The organism is Haloarcula amylolytica (genome assembly GCF_049705545.1).
Classification (GTDB): domain Archaea; phylum Halobacteriota; class Halobacteria; order Halobacteriales; family Haloarculaceae; genus Haloarcula; species Haloarcula amylolytica_B.
Window position 1 is genome coordinate 991,206 of the sequence record NZ_JBNAMU010000001.1, and the last position, 16,870, is coordinate 1,008,075.

Consider the following 16,870-nt stretch of genomic DNA (forward strand, 5'->3'; position numbering starts at 1 on the left):
TCCGTTTTTATCGATCTTCTGGATATAGATTCGAGTTTAAATTACGAAAAAGCAAGTCTACAACTTTAAGTGACGAGGCAAATCTAAACCTTCGTATGACCGTACAGGCTGACACGGAGACCGCACCGGTGGTCCCCGCACCGATGCCACCGGACGCCGCCGACGCCTGGTACGCGCCGGACGTTCGCGAGCAAGACGAGGTGTATCCGGGCGTCGTCGTGACTGTTCGCCGGGAACGGAGCGGGTTCCGGTACGATGTCCGTGATCCGGTGCTTTCAGCGCCGGAGGATGACGCGCTGTCGACCATCGAGTCACACTTCTCAGGTGCAAACATCGAGCGACCACGGACGCGTGAGGGGGCTGTGGAGCGAATGAATGGCGGGTTCGACGCGAAACACCGCCGAGTCATCGACCGGCTGATCGACGCGTCACCGGCGAGTCGCCGTCGAATCGAGTACCATGCGCTCTCGTCGCTGGCGTGTTTCGACGATCTGACCCCGTATGCGCTTGATTCTCGAATCGATGTCGCCGACGTGACTGACGACGGCGTCGTCGTCCACACTGACGATTACGCCCCGGCCGAGACCGACCTGGGATCGGACCCAGCGTATCTCAACCGCTTTGCGAGCGAGCGTGTCGAACGCCACACCGTCCGGTTTCAGGGGTTCGAAATTCCGGTCGTCGTCTACCGCGAGCATCTCCTCGGTGCCGACCCGTTCACGACGAAGTACGCCGTCAGAGAGCCGGACCTGCTCCCCGGTGACGAGCAGCTCATCGAGGTGTGCAAGGAGCGCGTCTGGGAGACCGGCGTCGACGGTGTCGTCGAAGACCGTGTCGAGTTCGTGCGGGAGCGTGCCCGCTCACTGCTGGCGCGCCAGTTGACCGTCCGCAACACGACCGAGTGGGTCGACGCCGCCCGCTATCGACTCCGGTCGGCGCTGGCCGAACTCGACCTCGCCGTGCCGCCGGTCGATCACCGGTTCGCCGCCGACCGCCTTGACGACCTGCTGTACTACGTGCTTCGGGACCTAGTCGGATACGGCAAACTCACCGTCCCGATTCGGGACCACACGCTGGAAGACATTGAGGCAAACCGGGTCGACGAACGCGTGAAGGTCCTCCCACGCGCCGACCTCGGCCACAACGGCCGGGTGCCGACCAATCTTGCCTTCGGTTCGGAAGCGGCCTTCGTCAACGTCGTCACGCAGTTGGCCGCCGACGACGGCGTCGAACTCAACGCCTCGAACCCGAGCGCGAAGGTCAACATCGACCCGGACGGGGACGGCCTCCACGACGCCGACGACACCATCCGCTGTGCTGTTGCCCTGCCGACTATCAGCGAAGGCGGCCCACACATCTCTATACGGAAGCAGTCCGGCGACGCGATGACGCCGGTGGACCTGATCCAGCGGGACTCGCTGCCAACGGAACTGGTCGCACTGCTGTGGCTCCTGTACGAGGCTCACGGCGTCGTCCTCTTTTCCGGGCCGACCGGAGCCGGCAAGACGACGCTGATGAACGCACATATGCCGTTCATCCCGTATCGGGACCGCCCAATCAGTATCGACGAAGGGTCGCGTGAGGTCCGGATTCCCCACGAGACCGGGGTTTCGCTCACCACGAGAGACCACGAGCGGGACCACCGCCGAGTGACGATGGCTGACCTGATGACACAGTGTAACTATTTGAACCCAGACGTGGAGGTCATCGCGGAAATCAACACGGCCGCGTCGTTCGAAACATTCGCTGAAACGCTCAATACTGGCCACGGCGTCATCGGGACGACACACGCTGACGATATCGAATCGCTCGTCAATCGCGTCATCGAGAAGGGACTGCCGACCTACCTGCTCGAAGAGATTGACCTCGTCGTGTTCCCCCGATACGTCGACGGGGAGCGCTACGTCGGCGAGGTTATCGAGTTCGTCGACGACCCCGCTGTCGTCGAGAGCGGGAGTGACCGGAACGGGACGATACACAAGGACGGGACGGCCATCCACTGGAACAGCGTCTGCTGGCGGCGGCCCGACGGGAGCTTCGAACTCGCCTACGACCACCCGCAGTTCGGCGACGACCGGCGGCAGGTCGACACCGGCATTCTCGACCGTCTTTCGGACCTCCGGGACGAACCGGTGTCGGCAGTCGAGGACGCGTTCCACCGTCGCCACCGCTACGTCCAGTACCTCGTTCAGGAGGGCCTGACCGACTTTGACGACCTGTTCAGCGTTCTCGCCGATCTGGAGACGAACGAGGCAGCGACCGTCGAGCGACTGCGACGGCAGGCCGGCGCTCCGGATAATCCGCAACTGGAGGTCGGTGCGGGTGACGACTGAGGGCGGCGGGACGCTCGGCCTGCTCGACCGGGGGCTGTACGCCCTGTTTGCCCACCACGCCGAGGATGGCCGGCACGCAAGCACGCGCGACCGCTACCGGGCCGCCTATCCAAGCGCCGGCTTCGGCGTCTACGTCGCCAGGGTATACGGGCTCTCGTGGCTGGCGCTCGTTGTGGGTGTCGTCGGAACTGCGACGACAGCGATGCTCGTGCCGCCGGGGACCTTCGACTCGTTCGTCGCGGTGCTCCAGCAGAGCCTCCCGGTTATCAATCGGCTGGCGCTGCCAGCGGTCCCCCGGCTTCTCGTGGCCACCGGTCTCGGAACCGTCGCTGGACTCACGCTCAAGCGGGGCGTGTTCGTCGCCGGAAACCGGTACCTCTCGTGGGTCGCAAGCGCGCGGCGCGCGGACATCGCAGCCACGCTCCCCGGTGCAGTCCGATACCTCAGAGTCCTCGCTTCCGGAACCCATGACCGGCGTGAGATGTTACGCGCCGTCGCTGAACAGGACGCCTACGGCGAGACGGCAGTCGCCTTCCGGCGTGCGCTCAATCAGGGGATTCTCACCGGCAGTCTCGACACCGGTCTCGAACGGGTCGCCAGTGAAACCCCTTCGCGGGATCTGCTTGCGCCGTTCCTGCTGAAGTTCCGCGAACACGCAAACCAGAGCGCCGAGGCACTAGAGGGATATCTGGAGATGGAGGGGCGCTTGCTCTCACACGAACAGAGCCGACAGCACGAGCGGGCGACCGGCTATCTCGAACTGCTCGCGGAGTTGTTCGTCGTGCTGCTGGTGTTGCCAGCGCTCGTGGTGCTCATCGTCACCGTGATGGGAATTCTCGCACCCGGCCTCTCCGAGCCTGTTGCGACACCGCTCGGGGAGACAACCGTCCGCGCCATTGTCGTCTACGGTAGTGCGGCGTTCGTGATGGCCGCCGGGCTGCTGGCGGCCTTCGTCGTCGCTACGCTCCGGCCGCGGAACACGGCCGCCCCGAGTTACAGCCTGCCGGACGGTCCCATCGCGGTACTCGCAACCATCCCCTCGAATCCCGCGAGCGCGCTCCTCGCCTGCGTGCCGCTGGGTGCCGTCGTCGCGGTCGGCCTCTGGTCGCTGGGCTACCGTCCGGTCAACGTTGCGCTACTCTCGTACGCAACCGTTGGCGTCCCTGTCGGTGTGGTAACGGTCCGCCGGGCCAGAGCGGACGACGCGAAGGACCGGGAGATTCAGGACTTCGTCCACGCTGTCGCCGGCCACGTCGCACTGGGCCGTCCGTTTCCCGAAGCGGTCCGACGCGTCGCCGACGATGTGGAACTCGGTGCGCTCGCCAGCGACGTCCAGTCCCTCGCGTTCACGCTCTCGCTCGGTGACAGTCCAGGCGACGCCGCGGCCGACAGACGGGCCGCGGCACTGGACCAGTTCGTCGACCGCGTCGGCACGCCGATGGCCGAACAGACCATCGGACTGGTCGTCGGCGCGCTGGATACGGGGAGTGACGCGGAGGACGTGTTCGAAACGCTACAGACGGAGATAGGGCAACTGTACCATCTCCGGAAATCAATCCGCTCGGCCCTGCTCGTGTACGTTGCGGTCGGCTGGACGACAGCGCTGCTTGTCATCGGCATCACCGTCGCCGTCAACGTCTACGTCCTCGATAGCTTCGCGCAACTGTCGTCGGTCTCGGGCGGTGCGAACATCGCGTTCGACCCGACTGCGATCAAACCCGTCCGGGAACAACACCGGTTCTACGTCGTCACGCAGGCGACGATGCTGGCCTGTGGCTGGTTCGCCGGCACGGCGAGCCGCGGGATCTACGAGGCGCTGTTACACTCTTCAGGGCTGGTGCTCATTGCCTACGTCGTCTTTGCGGGGGCTGGTCTGATTTGAGGACCGACACCGACGCCCAGTCACACGTCGTCGGCGTGGTGTTGCTGCTGGGGCTGACAGTCGTTGCGCTCGGTGGACTGACGGCTGTCGTCGGGACCGTCGTCGACGGCCACATTGCGACCGCCGATGAGACCCGCGTCGCAAACACGTTCGAGACAGCGTTCCGGCCGGTCGAGCAGACGGGTCACCAGACCGCTCGCGTCCGGTTTACTGAGGGGCGGCTAACCACAACGGAACGGGAACTGCGCGTCCTCAACGATTCTGGGGTCCAGCGAGCGGTCCCCATCGACGCGATCGTGTACGACTCCGGCGACAACCGCGTTCGCTTTCTCGGGGGCAGCGTCGTGCGCGGGACAGCGGGGAACGCGTGGCTCGACACGGATCCGCCGGTGACGGCGACGCGGGACGACACGGCGGTCATCGTCGGTGCACCGCTCGTCAACGCCAGCGGCGGAACGGTGTCCGGGACGGGCGGTGTGTCCGTGGGCATTCGGCAGAACGTCAGCCACGAGCGCGAGCGGCTCCCGGCCGACAACTATAGCGTGGCTATCGAGACGGAGACGCCCCGTCCGTTCGCCGAGTACTTCCAGCGGGTCGGTGCAACTACGCGAGTCAGAGATATCGATGGCGACGGCGTCCCGAGCGTCGTGGCGACGTTCCCGGGCCGTCCGACGCTGTATCTGGTCCGCCACGACATGCGGACGGAGGTGGGGCATGGATAACCGCGCGCTCAGCACGGTCGTCGAGAAATTACTGAGCATGGGACTGGTGCTGCTGTACATCGGATTAGTGACGACCACGCTGTACGGCGGCACTGTCCCGGCATATCAATCGGCCGTCGGAGCGGAACTCGGCGACCGGACGCTCGCCGAAGCGACGGCCCGCGTCGAGCAGGCTGTCCCGCCGGCTGCTCGGGCCGTCTCGGCGACTGTTCGGGTGTCGCTGCCGGACACCATCGACGGCGTAGGATACACCATCCAGACTGACGGTGATACCCTCGTGCTCGACCATCCTGACCCCGAAATCGGCGGCCGGACACAGCCACTGTTGCCCGATAGAGTCGATACTCTCGAAGGCGAATGGCAGAGCGGCAGTTCGACGGTGGTCGTTGTCTCTGGAACACGGGGGAGCGTGGCAGTGACACTGGAGGCTGAGCGATGACCGCGCCGAGCCGTCGCTCTGACAATTCCGCGCGTGCCCAGACGTCGCTACCGGCGTTGGGCATCGCGCTCGTGCTTCTGACAGTCGTCACCGGACTGGGGGTCGCGATGGCGGACACCGCGATCGCTGGTGCGGATAGAGCACCTGACGAGCGTCGGGTCGCCGCCGCTATCGCTGACCGACTCGTCGCGGCGGACGGTCCACTAGCCGCCCGGAGCAACGTACTCAATAAATCCCGAGTGGACGGCTTCGACCGATCGGCTCTGAAGCGGAGCGCACCGCCGGCCAGTGAGTATGCGGTCAGCGTCGAGCTGGCTGACGAGGAGATAGCAAGCAGTGGAACGGTTCACAGCGGCACGCGGATCAGCCGACTCGTCGTGGTCGAGTCTCTGGAGACACGAACACTCACACCCGACCTGGCGACAACCGCCGCGGTGACGCTCCCGCGCCGGAGCGCGCAGGCCACAGTAACCATCGATCCGCCGGCCGGCACGACCGTCTGGACGGTCCGCGCTAATGACCGAGTCGTCCTCCATAACCGGAGCGGGCTGAATGGCAGCTACGAGATCCCGCTGGTGCCATACGAGACGACAGAGCTACGCTTCCAGCGCGCCGGCCGACTCGAACCCGGGAACGTGACCATCGGCTACGATGCCCCGCGGTCGACCAAAGAAACCCTGGTGGTGACCGTCGATGCGTAGAGCCCAACTCCCGCTGTCGCTCGTGGAGGTCGCGCTCGGCACAGTGCTGATTCTCGGCGTCGCGCTCGGGTTCGCGCTGGGGACGCCGGCACCGGATAGACAGGGGCCACAGCTCGACGCCTACGCCTCGGATACGGCGGCACTCCTCGCTAACGACCCGCCGCGACACGACGGCGCGACGCGTCTTCAGGAAGTCGTTGCGAATCCGGAAGCGTTCGACCGCGAACAGGACGCGCTTTCGAACCGAGTCGCTCGCATCCTCCCCGAAAACGTTCTGTTCCGGGTCGAAACACCGCACGGAGCGGTCGGCACGCCGACTCCACAGGGCGTCAGTACCGGGACTGCAACTGTCCCGACGGGCCACGGCAGCGTCCGAATCATCGTGTGGTACGCATGACTCGGCGCGGACAGCTGGTTCTCGTTGCGGCCACGGTCGTGGCTGTGGCACTCGTCCCCATTCTCCTCGCATCCCTGCAACTGGGGTATCACGACGATGTTCGCGCGGCGGCCGACTACGATGACGATCCGTCTGTCGATGCGCTTCGGGTCCTTGAGCGAGCCGTCGCAACTGAGAGCGCATCCATCCCGAACCAGTACGCCTGGGCCGCCAACGGTTCCGCGACGTCGGCCGTTCACACAGGGTTGCGACCACCGCTTGACCGACTCAGAACGTCCCGAATCGTGGACAATGTCCATTACAATATCACTTACAACCACACTGCGGCACGGCAGTGGAAAGACGCGAACTGTCCGGGCGGGCCGGACCGCCAGTTCGGGGACTGCGTCGCCGACCGCGGTATCGTCGTTCAGAACCGCGTGGGCCGTACGCACGTTCTCGCTGTCGGCTTCGACGTGACGACGACAACCGAACGCGGCGAAACCACTGTCACCGTGGTTCTGGAAACCAGCGGTCGGTCCTCGCGGTGAGAATACGAATCAAAAACTTTCCCATTTGCCGTAACTCAGCAGATAGCCCGTAGTGTGCGTTATTCCGCTGCCCCCGGCGTCTCGGTTCGGACCTGGGACCGTATCTGTTCGAACGTCGCTTGCGGGAAGAGGCCGGTGACGCTCTCAACCGAGAGGGTATCGATGAGGCCGGCTGGCGGGCCAGTGATCAACAGCGCACCGGCTTCGGAAACCGAATCGTCGATGGTGAGACCGAGATCGGACGTCGCCCGCTCCTCGAAGGAGCTGATCGCCTCTTCGATCAGGCTCTCCTGTGCAGTGCGGTATTCCGCCTGTGCTTCGCTTTGTGTGAGATTCCCTGCCTGGAGTTCGGACTGAATCTCCTGTTGGCGCTCCCGTAGCTGTTCCTGGTCCGGTTCGACGCCGACCGTCACCGTGGCAGGCTCTGCGGTCTGGGTTTGGCTTTGCGGCCCCGTACCCGTCTCCGTTCCATCGCTGGTTCCTCCCTGGAGGGCGTTACAGCCGGCGAGCGATACTGTCGCGGTCGTTCCGGCGAGTTGCATGAAGCGGCGGCGCGTGGACTCGAATTCCATTATCGGCTAGCACGGGGCCCGCGGGGTAACCTTTCTGATACGACTACGGACCGCCGGCTCTTGCCTGAGCTGATGAACTGAATATCGGCCTGAAGCCATTGTCCCGGACTGGCGTGTAAGATGGTGGGGACAATCGTCTCTGTAGTAAATACCTCCAGTAACGTGGGAGTCAGGCCGACAACCGTCTGGTACGACCGTGGCGATATGATACCGATCCAGTATAGGGCCACAGAACTCTCCCGAAAACACCCAGAGACGACTCACAGACCGTACGCTCCGATCACCGCGTCGATACCGATCGCAATCGGCTTCCTCGGGTTCCTGTTCGTGGGTTCGTATCCCGCAACGACAGTCCCCATCGTGATCGCCGTGATAGCGACGGTAACTGTTCGGCGGTGCTGGCGGTAAGCGACATACCAAGGTTGTCCGGCGATCCGTTACATCTTGTCGACATCACCTGCGGTGCTCTCATTGACTCCGGTTTGGGCCATGATGAGGCGGTTCATACGGCGGATTGTCCTGCGTTGCGGCACTTATCCACGACGTGAACGGCGTAGTAGTGCGCCCGTTCCGCGTATAAACCTGCCCAGCACACTGGGAGCAAGGACGAGGGGCTGATGTCCCGTTTGTCCAGGCGGAATGTCTAACACTGACAGCGATACCACGACGATCGAAGACACTGATAGATGCTGTGGCAGTACCGAACAGGAAACGGACACTCGAAGCGGCGGGCATTGGCTAGACGAGGTCACGCTGGAGAAGCAGCTTCCCGACGACCTGCGAACGGCACTCGGTCGGTTCCTCGGCGTCGAGTCGGTCGATACACTGGCCGAGTGGGGCGAGCAGATCCGTCGGCGGGCTGGCGGCGGCTCCGTCGATGTCGAACAACTCTGCCACACTGACGGGGAATCTGCCCACTGGGGTGCGGTAGACGGCGAGCGCTACCATTTCCGGTGTTTCTACGACGCGGTCATTCTCGCGTCGCTGGAAGACAGCCCGGTCGATATTCACACTGTCAGCCCCGACGGGGCAGTCGTCGAAGCCCGCGCCGTTGGGGGCGATGAACTCTCAGTCACGCCCGAAACGGCTGTCTTCTCGCTCGGTATCGCGCTGGACGCACACGAGCGGTCCGGGGGTGATCCGACGTTGCAGGACGGCTACGCTGCTATTTGTCCGTACGTCAAGGCCTTCCCTGACCGTGAGGCGTACGAAGCGTGGGCCACCGAGGTCCCCGCCGCGACCGTGGGGACGCCGCTCTCGGGGGCAACAGCCTTCGCTCGGGCACTGACCGCGGAGAGTAATTATGACTGATGCGTACGGCAGTGACACCGGTGACATATCGACGATGACCCGAGATGATGAAAAACTCTCCGTGCTCGCCGGACAGCAACGGCATACTATTGCCGATGTCAGGGAGACGTACCGGGAACAGGCCACGACGATGGCCCGGATGGACTGGCTGAACCGGGCGCTCAGTGGGCGATATCGCCGAGCGCTGTTTGGCGACGCCACCGGCCGAACCCTGGACGTGGCCTGTGGCGTCGGGACCAACGCCACGTACCTCGCCGCCGACACCGAGTACGTCGGCATCGATATCAGTGATGCTGTGCTCACAGCGGCACGGCAACGCCTCGAAGACAGCCAACAAGAGACGACGCTGTACGAGATGGACGCACAGAACATGGCGTTCCCGGACGACAGCTTCGATACCGTCATCTCTTCCCTGTCGACGTGTACGTTTCCCGACCCAGTGGCGGCACTCTCGGAGATGGGCCGCGTCTGTGCGCCCGATGGACGGATTCTCTTGTTGGAGCACGGTCGGAGCAGCGTCGGAGCCATCGCCAGGTTTCAGGACTGGCGGGCGGACGCCCACTTCGAGAAACACAGCTGTCGGTGGAATCAGGAGCCACTCGATGTCGTCGCCGCGTCGCCGCTAACGACAACTGAGTCGTCGTCAGCTTTGCTCGGTATCATCACCGCTATCGAGGCCCGTCCGGAGTGACGGCCTGCTGACTTATCCACTTCCCAGTATACTGGGCACAAGCTTGTAGTCGATGTTCACTCAAATGAAACGTATGCGAGAAGCCGAGATCAGTATCACCGACGGTGAGCTGGCGGCGATGGGCATCGAGGAGCTCTTCTCGATCGCCAGCGAGGCCGGTCTGCTCGCGTTCGAGGAACTGGCCTGTCGCGGGAACGGGGCGGTCGTGCAGATCGAAGTCGAGACGCGCTGTGACGAGGACGCGCTCGCCGGACTCGACTACGTCGACCAGTACAACCATGTAACCGAGCGGGTGGATTCGCATGTGTACGTGATCTCGTTCACTGCGCCGGACCTCCCGGCTAGTCTCGAAGCGACGGCCGACGAGCTAATCGGCACCTGCGACCCGGAGATCGACGAACACGGCGCCACGATGTCGCTCGTCGGTCCCCACGAGGCGATATCCGACCAACTCGGTGGGTACGAGGACGCGGGTGTCTCGCCGACCCTCCACCGAATCGGCGGGTACGACGGTCCCGAGTATCTGCTCGATGGCCTGACGAGCCGCCAGCGGGAGGTCATCGAGACGGCCTGGGAGATGGGGTACTACGAAGTTCCCAAGGAAGTCTCGGCGGGCGACGTTGCGACTGAACTGGGCCTTGAGACCTCGACCGTCAACGAGCACCTCCAGCGGGCCGAGCGGAACCTCCTGAAGCAGATTCTCTGAGCGTCTGGGCCCCACTATCTATCCGGACCACTCGTCGTAACCAGTTGCCATCTGCGCGTTTGATCCGGCCACAGAAACGACGGTCCCGAACGGCGTGGCTTCGGGAGCCGAAAGACAGTGGTGTCTGCGGTCCAACGCTGATTCGACTGGTGCGTATGCCGGGACTGGAGTCGGACGACACGCTCATCCCACGGGGAGACGCGATTCCGACGCTCACCGACGACGAGTCCGGGACGGTCGTCTGGCATCGCGAACACCTGCGGGTTCGCGACCAGGCCGCGGTAGCGAGGGCTGCGTCGTCCGAGTATATGCTCCCGCTGTTCGTGTTTGACCCGGCGTTCTACGGCGCGGACGGCCTCGCCTGTGACAGCCGGGTTCGGTTTCTGCACGACTGTCTGGCCGACCTCTCGGACCAGTACCACACCGCGACCGGTCGGGGGCTCACCTACGCCCACGGGGACCCGGTAGACGTGCTGGGGCGGTTTCGCGAGGCCGGCTGGGACATCGTGACGATGGCCGTTCCGACGGGACGGTACGGCCGGGAACGGGACCGTCGCGTGCGGGAACAGTGTGACGTCACCTTCGTCGACGGCGACGGCTTGGTGCGGGACCGAGCTGATACCCGCGACGGGTGGCAGGACGACGTGTCGGCGTGGTTCGCTGCCGACCAGTACGACTGGGACCCGAGCACGGTCACCTCTCGGAGCTTCGACAGCGGCATCGACATCAGCACGATTGAGGACCACTACGACCTCACGCCGTCAAAATCTGCGGTGCCGCGCGGCGGAACCGGGCCAGCACGCGAACGGCTGTCTGCGTTCGCCGAGCGGATCGACGACTACCCGGGGAACATCTCCGCGCCGACGGACGCGCGGGACGGGACCAGCGGGCTCTCGCCGTACCTCGCCTTCGGCTGTCTCTCCGTGCGGCAGGTCGTCCAGTACATCGAGGCCCACGCGCCCGACGGCCGCGGGAAAGAGATGTTCGTCTCGCGGCTGTTCTGGAACAAACACTACGAACAGAAGCTCGAAGACTGGCCCGGCTGGCTCGATACGGCGGTGAACCCGGTGTTCGAGGGGTTCAACGTGGCGCAGTACGACCCCGACCTGGTGGCCGCCTGGAAGCACGGACGGACCGGGTTTCCGATGATCGACGCCTCGATGCGGTGTCTCAAAGAGACGGGCTGGCTCAACTTCCGGATGCGAGCGATGTGTGCCTCGGTCTACTACCACCTCCTCCAGCAGCCCTGGCGGATCGGCGCGGACTGGTTTTACCACCACCTCATTGACGCTTCAGCGGCGATCAACTACACCCAGTGGCAGTCCCAGTGCGGACTGGTCGGCAAGCCGACGCTCCGGCTGTACAACCCCCGGAAGCAGGTCCGCGATCAGGACCCGGACGGCGAGTTCATTCGTCGGTGGGTGCCCGAACTCGAGAACCTCCCCGACGAGTACCTCGACCGGCCTGAGGGGACGCCGGTCCACGTGCAGGCGTCCTGTGGCGTCGACGTCGGCGAGGACTACCCCCGACCGGTCGTCGACTACGACGCGGCCCGGCAGGCGTTCCGTCAACGGTACGAGGCGGTTCGTGCCGATGCGGCCGCCGCCCTGAGCGACCCGACTATCGCGCGCCGCGCGTCTTTCTCCGGCGGCCGCGAGGCTGCTGCACGTATCGCCGCGGAACACGGGACGGATGCGTCGAACGGCGCGGAAGACGGCGGGACCCAGACCAGTCTCGGCTCGTTCGGTGACGAATAGTTCGTAAAGAGTCTGCCAGTGTTGCCAAACGGCAAAGAGGCTAAGACGGTCGCCCACGCAGACGTGTGCAATGACGGAGGGTCCGGACGATACCGCGTTCGAGGACTGCCAGTTCCTCACTGGGTCACCACAGCGGTTCGCGGTGCTGGCCCAGCTCCGGGAGCGTCCGGCACGGCCCACCGACCTGTGTGATACGGTGGACGCGACGCGGACTACGATTCAGCGGATACTCGCGGGCTTCTCCGAGCGCCAGTGGGTCGTCAAACGGGACGGCGAGTACCGACTCACGGTGACCGGAGAGCGGGTGTTCGACCAGTACACGGCACTCATGAGCGAGGTCGAACGGGCTCGGGCGGTCGGTCCGCTGGCCGCCCATCTCGGTTCTATCGCGGCAGATCTCCCAGCTGACCTGTTAGACCCTGACTGCCTCACGACGAGCTCCGAACAGAATCCCCTGGCCGCGATTGGTCGGTTCACAGACTGGCTCAGCGAGGTCGAGGGCGACGTTCGGGCCATCTCGCCGATCGTGACGTCGGTGTTCAACGACGTCGCGGTGGAACTGCTCGAAACGGGGACGCATATCGAGTTCATCATCGACCACAGCGTGCTCGAACGATCCGAGTCCGATTTCTCAGACGCTCTCCAGCGAAGCGTCGAACACGAGAACATCGACACGTACGTCCACGACGCCCCGCTCGATATCGGCCTCGCGCTGGACCGCTCGCGGGTCTGTCTGGCGGCCTACGACGACCGGAACAACGTCCGGGCGATAGCCGAATCTGACGCCAAAGCGGTGTATAGCTGGGCTGAGACAGTATTCGACCGATACAAAGAGCGGTCACAGCCGCTTGAGGCGATCCTGTCGGTGCAAGAAAACAAGCAGTAACCCGGGCGCTGACTGGTGTCGTCCGCATGGAAGGGCCGAAGGGAGCACTGGTCGGCGCTCCAGCACTCACTGGAGGGCGGGATGGCGTATCCCCGGCACAGGCTACTGCTGGCGGGTGCCTATACTTATTTGCTGTAACTGTTCGAGGACCAAAGACATGTTACAGGGGCTGTAACACTCGGGGTCTCCTCGGTCTCGGCGCTGGCTTGCTCACTTCCACTGGTCGGTGATTTTCTATACCGTCAGCCAAAATGAAATAATGGCCGACAGTATAAGTGTGTGGCAATCGTTACCAGAAGTATGTCTCCGCCTGGACGGGAGATCCAGTACACTGAATCGGATGTTATCGAGGTGTTCAAACACCGAGGCGATTACGCGGAGCCACTCACAGCGTCGGAGGTCGCGGACAGACTCGGCTGTTCGCGCCGGACCGCGCTGAACAAACTCCACGACCTCGAAGCAGAGACCGATATCACGAGCAAGAAAGTCGGGGGGCGGTCGCGGGTGTGGTGGATCCCTGTGCGAGCAGACTGAGACGGATTGTTATAGATTATCCCCGGATCGTGCTGATTTCGGGTCAGGACATACCGGGACATCGCTCCAACAATCCGTATGAGCCGTCACGGTGGTTCGTTTTCAGCGTGGGGGCCGTGTCGCGATGTACACACTGAGGACCTGTCGCAAAGCAGACCGATGGCATCGGTACCCGTATAGAATCCCACACAAGCGGTACCCCTCAGAACTCCCACTGCTGTGCGCGTTCGCGAGCTTCCGAGCGGGCCTGCTGTTTGATGGCCTCGATTTTCTCCGCATCGTCGAGGAACGCTTCGACGGCGCTCTGTTCCGTGGTTCCGTCCTCGACTGCTGCCGCGTCGTCGTCTGTCGCCGACAGCCGCTCGTCGGGAGCCGCCCGTCGCGTGCTGTCGGCCAGTGCCGGGTCGCCGCCCAGCCGTTCGGCGGGCATCCCGGGCGGCACTCGCAGGTCGGTTGCTTCGTGTGCCGATTCGAGGTCAGCGGCGTCAAGCGTGTACAACGAGACGTGGTACGGCCCGGGAATGGCGAGGTCCGCGAGCGCCGGCGGGCCGCCGCGGTCAGTTCCGGTGTGGTAGGTCAGGACGGGTACGCCGTCAGTGAACGTGATGACCCCTCGCCCCTCGCCATCGAGGAGGAGCGTCTCCTGGGATTCGAAGACGGCATAGCCGGTCAGTTCGCGGTCGAGCACGTCGGCCAGCGTGTCCCGCGGGTCCGTGACGACGCGGGATTTATCGAGTCGGCCGCGGGGCAACTTCATAGTGACTCGGGGATGACGGCGCTCTGGAACCGGTCCGCGGCGTCGGCGGCCGTCCCATCCCGCACGGTAAGCGATTCGGCGGCCACCCGGTAGGCCGTCGCCGCCTCGCATTCAGGGGCGTGGGCCAGCAGCGGTCGGCCGGCACGCCGTGCCTCACGTGCCCGCTCGCTTTCGGGGACCGCGGCCAGCGTCGGCCCGTCGAAGTACCGCTCGGTCTTCTCCGAGACCTGTTCGATTGACTCGGATTCGCGGACCTTGTTGAACAGGAGGCCCGCTACGTCCGTGTCGTAGGTCGTCGCGTACTCCTGGACCTTCAGCCCGTCCGATATGGCGGGAATCGTCGGCTGGAGGACGACGACGATGCGGTCTGCCAGCACGATTGGAAGGACGGCGGTCCGGCTGTCAAGCGCCGGCGGCGAGTCCAACAGGATGATATCCGTGTCTTCTGCGAGCGCCGCAACCACGTCCCGGAGCCGGTCCGGGTCGGCGTCCCTGAAGCCGTCGAGGCTCGTTCCACAGGGAACGACGGTCAACCCGAACCGGTCGTACGTGGCCGCCTCGACGGGCGCGTCGTCCGCCAGCACGTCGTGCAGCGTCGTCTCTGCATCCGAGAGGCCGGCGTGAAACAGGAGGTTCGCCATGCCCGTGTCGGCGTCGACCACCGTCACGTCGTAGCGGTCGGACAGCGCCATCCCGAGGGCGACGGTGCTCGTCGTCTTGCCAGTCCCGCCCTTCCCACTGGCGACCGCGAACACTTCGACCATTGGAGAATATTGCGGTCTGGCCGTATATAAATTTCCGGAATTTAAGCGAGTATCAAACTTCCACTACTCAGCGAGTCCCAGCGGTCCGAGGTCGACAAAGTCGGCGACGAGGCCGGCCGCTCGCTCGTACGGGTCGCCGGCGTCCCGCTCGCTCGCCGCAGGCGGGTCGATACCGGCGGTCTCGAACGTGTTTCGCACGAAGGCAACCCTCGCACTGTCGTTGACGAAGAGGTCGTGGAGGTATGTTCCCAGAACGCTGTCGGTCGCCGCCCCGTCGCTGTCGAACGGCCGGGCCGCCTCACCCGTCAGCGTCGAGTCGCCCATGTGGATCTCGTAGCCCTCGACAGTCCCGCTCGCCCCGGAGAGCGGCCCGACGCCACGGAGGTCCCGCCGGACGTGCTCGACTGTCTTCGACTCGCTGAATTCCGTCGTCACCGGGAGCAAGCCCAGGCCCTCGACGCGGTCCGCGTCGCCGGTCCCCTCGATTGCGGCGTTCGTGATCGCCTCACCGAGCATCTGGTAGCCGCCACAGAGGCCGACGACGGGGCCGTCGAACGCCCGTAGTCGGTCACCGAATCCGGCGTCGGTAAGCGCCAGCAGGTCGTCAACGGTGTTCTTGCTCCCCGGCAGGACCACCGCGTCGGCGTCATCCAGGGCGGCGTCGGGTGGAACGTACGCGACCCTGACGCCGGGTTCGCTGGCAAGTGGCTCCAAGTCAGTGAAATTCGAGATGCGCGGGAGCCGCGGGGCGGCGACGGTAACACTCTCGTCGTCGGGCACGCCGTCGTCCGCACCGACGACAGACCGCTCGCCGACCGGCGGCAGCGCGACGCTGTCCTCCTCGGGGAGGCCCGGATCGTCGTGGGGAATCACGCCGAGGACGGGGACGCCGGTCCGCTCCTCGAACTCGTCGATGCCGGGGTCAAGCAGCGAGCGATCGCCGCGGAACTTCGTGATGACCGCGCCGGCCACCTGGTCCCGGATGTCGTCGGGAATCAGCTCTAGCGTCCCGACGAGCGAGGCGAACACGCCGCCGCGCTCGATATCGGCGACGAGCAGGATGTCGGCGTCGGCGAAACGCGCCGTCTCGACGTTCGCCAGGTCGCGGTCGTGGAGATTGATTTCGGCAATCGAGCCCGCCCCTTCGGCGACAATCACGTCGTGGGACCGGGCGAGTCGGTCGTGGGCCGCGCGGGCGGTGTCCAGCGCGTCCTCCCAGTGCTCGTCGTAGTATCCCCGGGCCTCGAAATGCCCGACCGCCTCGCCATCCAGAATGAGCTGGGATTCGCCGTCCCCCCGCGGTTTCAGGAGTACCGGATTGTGGTCGGTCGACGGCGCGACGCCGGCCGCGCGGGCCTGGACGTACTGCGAGACGCCGACTTCGCCGCCGGGTGTCGCCCGGGCGTTGTTGCTCATGTTCTGGGCCTTGAACGGCGCGACCGAGACGCCGCGGTCGGCCAGGTAGCGACACAGGCCGGCCGCGACGGTGGACTTGCCGACGTGGCTCGCCGTTCCGGCGACCAGCAGCGTGTGGGCCATTACGACGGTCTGGGGCCGCCTGGACTATCAGTGGTTCGGCGAGGTTCTTTGCGCCGGGCCGCTGAGATATATTTGTGACCGACGAACGACTCCAGGCCTTGTACGAACACCTCGCTGCAACCGGGGAGCGGCCGGTCGAACGTACGGCCAGCCGCTGGCTCGGGGAGGCAGAAGCTGTCGCCGCCGACATCGCCGAGGGCGATATCTCTGCGGACGTGTTAGCCGAGCGGCTGGCGACCGTCGACCACATCCTGTCGCAGGTAGCGGGCACTGGCGATGCCGTCGCCGACGACCATGTCGAAGCGGCTCGCGAGATCGTCGATGACCTGCTGGCCGAACAATAAATCCG

Annotated in this window: 19 protein-coding genes; 15 read left to right on the plus strand and 4 right to left on the minus strand. The window is 64.8% G+C overall.

The annotated features are described in order from the left end of the window. Nucleotides 1-95 precede the first annotated feature (95 nt). From ACOZ4H_RS05285 to ACOZ4H_RS05315, 7 genes are read left to right on the plus strand one after another with little or no spacing between them, the layout of a single operon-like run. Entirely contained in the window at nt 96-2,333 is a 2,238-nt protein-coding gene (locus tag ACOZ4H_RS05285) for a type II/IV secretion system ATPase subunit (RefSeq protein ID WP_424328308.1), read from the plus strand. Continuing rightward, nucleotides 2,323-4,215: a type II secretion system F family protein gene (locus tag ACOZ4H_RS05290; protein WP_424328309.1), complete on the plus strand. Its 1,893-nt coding sequence runs from the start codon at nt 2,323-2,325 to the stop codon at nt 4,213-4,215. The genes ACOZ4H_RS05285 and ACOZ4H_RS05290 overlap by 11 nt, the downstream gene beginning before the upstream one ends. Further along, complete coding sequence (locus tag ACOZ4H_RS05295; RefSeq protein WP_424328310.1) at nt 4,212-4,937, plus strand: DUF7289 family protein; 726 nt, start codon at nt 4,212-4,214, stop codon at nt 4,935-4,937. Before ACOZ4H_RS05290 ends, ACOZ4H_RS05295 begins: the two co-directional genes overlap by 4 nt. Further along, nucleotides 4,930-5,376, plus strand: coding sequence for a DUF7266 family protein (locus tag ACOZ4H_RS05300; RefSeq protein WP_424328311.1), 447 nt, complete (start codon nt 4,930-4,932; stop codon nt 5,374-5,376). The genes ACOZ4H_RS05295 and ACOZ4H_RS05300 overlap by 8 nt, the downstream gene beginning before the upstream one ends. Beyond that, on the plus strand, nt 5,373-6,077 hold the full coding sequence (locus tag ACOZ4H_RS05305; RefSeq protein ID WP_424328312.1) for a DUF7263 family protein: 705 nt from the start codon (nt 5,373-5,375) through the stop codon (nt 6,075-6,077). Before ACOZ4H_RS05300 ends, ACOZ4H_RS05305 begins: the two co-directional genes overlap by 4 nt. After that, nucleotides 6,070-6,474 carry a DUF7262 family protein gene (locus ACOZ4H_RS05310; protein ID WP_424328313.1) on the plus strand — a complete coding sequence of 135 codons (405 nt, stop codon included), beginning with the start codon at nt 6,070-6,072 and terminating at the stop codon, nt 6,472-6,474. The genes ACOZ4H_RS05305 and ACOZ4H_RS05310 overlap by 8 nt, the downstream gene beginning before the upstream one ends. Beyond that, nucleotides 6,471-7,004: a DUF7261 family protein gene (locus ACOZ4H_RS05315; RefSeq protein WP_424328314.1), complete on the plus strand. Its 534-nt coding sequence runs from the start codon at nt 6,471-6,473 to the stop codon at nt 7,002-7,004. The genes ACOZ4H_RS05310 and ACOZ4H_RS05315 overlap by 4 nt, the downstream gene beginning before the upstream one ends. A 59-nt stretch (nt 7,005-7,063) precedes the next feature. Here ACOZ4H_RS05315 and ACOZ4H_RS05320 read toward each other — a convergent pair whose 3' ends face one another. Further along, nucleotides 7,064-7,576, minus strand: coding sequence for a hypothetical protein (locus tag ACOZ4H_RS05320; RefSeq protein ID WP_424328315.1), 513 nt, complete (start codon nt 7,574-7,576; stop codon nt 7,064-7,066). 120 nt (nt 7,577-7,696) lie between these two features. On the opposite strand from ACOZ4H_RS05320, the gene ACOZ4H_RS05325 reads away from it, so the two are divergent. The 7 genes from ACOZ4H_RS05325 (at nt 7,697) to ACOZ4H_RS05355 (ending at nt 13,461) form a co-directional block, all read left to right on the plus strand. Beyond that, nucleotides 7,697-7,984 carry a hypothetical protein gene (locus ACOZ4H_RS05325; RefSeq protein ID WP_424328316.1) on the plus strand — a complete coding sequence of 96 codons (288 nt, stop codon included), beginning with the start codon at nt 7,697-7,699 and terminating at the stop codon, nt 7,982-7,984. Between the two features lie 231 nt (nt 7,985-8,215). Continuing rightward, entirely contained in the window at nt 8,216-8,887 is a 672-nt protein-coding gene (merB, locus tag ACOZ4H_RS05330) for an organomercurial lyase (protein WP_424328317.1), read from the plus strand. Beyond that, on the plus strand, nt 8,880-9,578 hold the full coding sequence (locus ACOZ4H_RS05335) for a class I SAM-dependent methyltransferase (protein WP_424328318.1): 699 nt from the start codon (nt 8,880-8,882) through the stop codon (nt 9,576-9,578). The genes merB and ACOZ4H_RS05335 overlap by 8 nt, the downstream gene beginning before the upstream one ends. 73 nt (nt 9,579-9,651) lie before the next feature. Next, on the plus strand, nt 9,652-10,284 hold the full coding sequence (locus tag ACOZ4H_RS05340) for a helix-turn-helix domain-containing protein (RefSeq protein WP_424328319.1): 633 nt from the start codon (nt 9,652-9,654) through the stop codon (nt 10,282-10,284). A 155-nt stretch (nt 10,285-10,439) separates the two neighbouring features. Further along, nucleotides 10,440-12,041: an FAD-binding domain-containing protein gene (locus ACOZ4H_RS05345; RefSeq protein WP_424328320.1), complete on the plus strand. Its 1,602-nt coding sequence runs from the start codon at nt 10,440-10,442 to the stop codon at nt 12,039-12,041. Nucleotides 12,042-12,111: 70 nt separating this feature from the next. Next, nucleotides 12,112-12,927: a helix-turn-helix transcriptional regulator gene (locus ACOZ4H_RS05350; protein ID WP_424328321.1), complete on the plus strand. Its 816-nt coding sequence runs from the start codon at nt 12,112-12,114 to the stop codon at nt 12,925-12,927. A 300-nt stretch (nt 12,928-13,227) separates the two neighbouring features. After that, complete coding sequence (locus ACOZ4H_RS05355) at nt 13,228-13,461, plus strand: HTH domain-containing protein (protein WP_424328322.1); 234 nt, start codon at nt 13,228-13,230, stop codon at nt 13,459-13,461. A 202-nt stretch (nt 13,462-13,663) separates the two neighbouring features. On the opposite strand, the gene ACOZ4H_RS05360 is transcribed toward ACOZ4H_RS05355, so the two are convergent. The 3 genes from ACOZ4H_RS05360 to ACOZ4H_RS05370 form a co-directional block, all read right to left on the minus strand. Next, entirely contained in the window at nt 13,664-14,218 is a 555-nt protein-coding gene (locus tag ACOZ4H_RS05360; RefSeq protein WP_424328323.1) for a hypothetical protein, read from the minus strand. Beyond that, a complete protein-coding gene (locus tag ACOZ4H_RS05365; RefSeq protein WP_424328324.1) occupies nt 14,215-14,982 on the minus strand; it encodes an AAA family ATPase in 768 nt (255 codons plus the stop codon). The genes ACOZ4H_RS05360 and ACOZ4H_RS05365 overlap by 4 nt, the downstream gene beginning before the upstream one ends. Nucleotides 14,983-15,045: 63 nt before the next feature. Then, on the minus strand, nt 15,046-16,521 hold the full coding sequence (locus ACOZ4H_RS05370) for a cobyric acid synthase (RefSeq protein ID WP_424328325.1): 1,476 nt from the start codon (nt 16,519-16,521) through the stop codon (nt 15,046-15,048). Between the two features lie 74 nt (nt 16,522-16,595). On the opposite strand from ACOZ4H_RS05370, the gene ACOZ4H_RS05375 reads away from it, so the two are divergent. Next, nucleotides 16,596-16,865: a hypothetical protein gene (locus ACOZ4H_RS05375; RefSeq protein WP_424328326.1), complete on the plus strand. Its 270-nt coding sequence runs from the start codon at nt 16,596-16,598 to the stop codon at nt 16,863-16,865. The last annotated feature ends 5 nt before the right edge of the window (nt 16,866-16,870 follow it).

Bases quoted from the DNA above. Each gene is read 5' to 3' on its own strand.
- ACOZ4H_RS05285 (WP_424328308.1), top strand. From the start codon at position 96: ATGACCGTACAGGCTGACACGGAGACCGCACCGGTGGTCCCCGCACCG.
- ACOZ4H_RS05300 (WP_424328311.1), top strand. From the start codon at position 4,930: ATGGATAACCGCGCGCTCAGCACGGTCGTCGAGAAATTACTGAGCATG.
- ACOZ4H_RS05305 (WP_424328312.1), top strand. From the start codon at position 5,373: ATGACCGCGCCGAGCCGTCGCTCTGACAATTCCGCGCGTGCCCAGACG.
- ACOZ4H_RS05310 (WP_424328313.1), top strand. From the start codon at position 6,070: ATGCGTAGAGCCCAACTCCCGCTGTCGCTCGTGGAGGTCGCGCTCGGC.
- ACOZ4H_RS05315 (WP_424328314.1), top strand. From the start codon at position 6,471: ATGACTCGGCGCGGACAGCTGGTTCTCGTTGCGGCCACGGTCGTGGCT.
- ACOZ4H_RS05320 (WP_424328315.1), bottom strand. From the start codon at position 7,576: ATGGAATTCGAGTCCACGCGCCGCCGCTTCATGCAACTCGCCGGAACG.
- ACOZ4H_RS05325 (WP_424328316.1), top strand. From the start codon at position 7,697: ATGGTGGGGACAATCGTCTCTGTAGTAAATACCTCCAGTAACGTGGGA.
- merB (WP_424328317.1), top strand. From the start codon at position 8,216: ATGTCTAACACTGACAGCGATACCACGACGATCGAAGACACTGATAGA.
- ACOZ4H_RS05335 (WP_424328318.1), top strand. From the start codon at position 8,880: ATGACTGATGCGTACGGCAGTGACACCGGTGACATATCGACGATGACC.
- ACOZ4H_RS05340 (WP_424328319.1), top strand. From the start codon at position 9,652: ATGCGAGAAGCCGAGATCAGTATCACCGACGGTGAGCTGGCGGCGATG.
- ACOZ4H_RS05345 (WP_424328320.1), top strand. From the start codon at position 10,440: ATGCCGGGACTGGAGTCGGACGACACGCTCATCCCACGGGGAGACGCG.
- ACOZ4H_RS05350 (WP_424328321.1), top strand. From the start codon at position 12,112: ATGACGGAGGGTCCGGACGATACCGCGTTCGAGGACTGCCAGTTCCTC.
- ACOZ4H_RS05355 (WP_424328322.1), top strand. From the start codon at position 13,228: ATGTCTCCGCCTGGACGGGAGATCCAGTACACTGAATCGGATGTTATC.
- ACOZ4H_RS05360 (WP_424328323.1), bottom strand. From the start codon at position 14,218: ATGAAGTTGCCCCGCGGCCGACTCGATAAATCCCGCGTCGTCACGGAC.
- ACOZ4H_RS05365 (WP_424328324.1), bottom strand. From the start codon at position 14,982: ATGGTCGAAGTGTTCGCGGTCGCCAGTGGGAAGGGCGGGACTGGCAAG.
- ACOZ4H_RS05370 (WP_424328325.1), bottom strand. From the start codon at position 16,521: ATGGCCCACACGCTGCTGGTCGCCGGAACGGCGAGCCACGTCGGCAAG.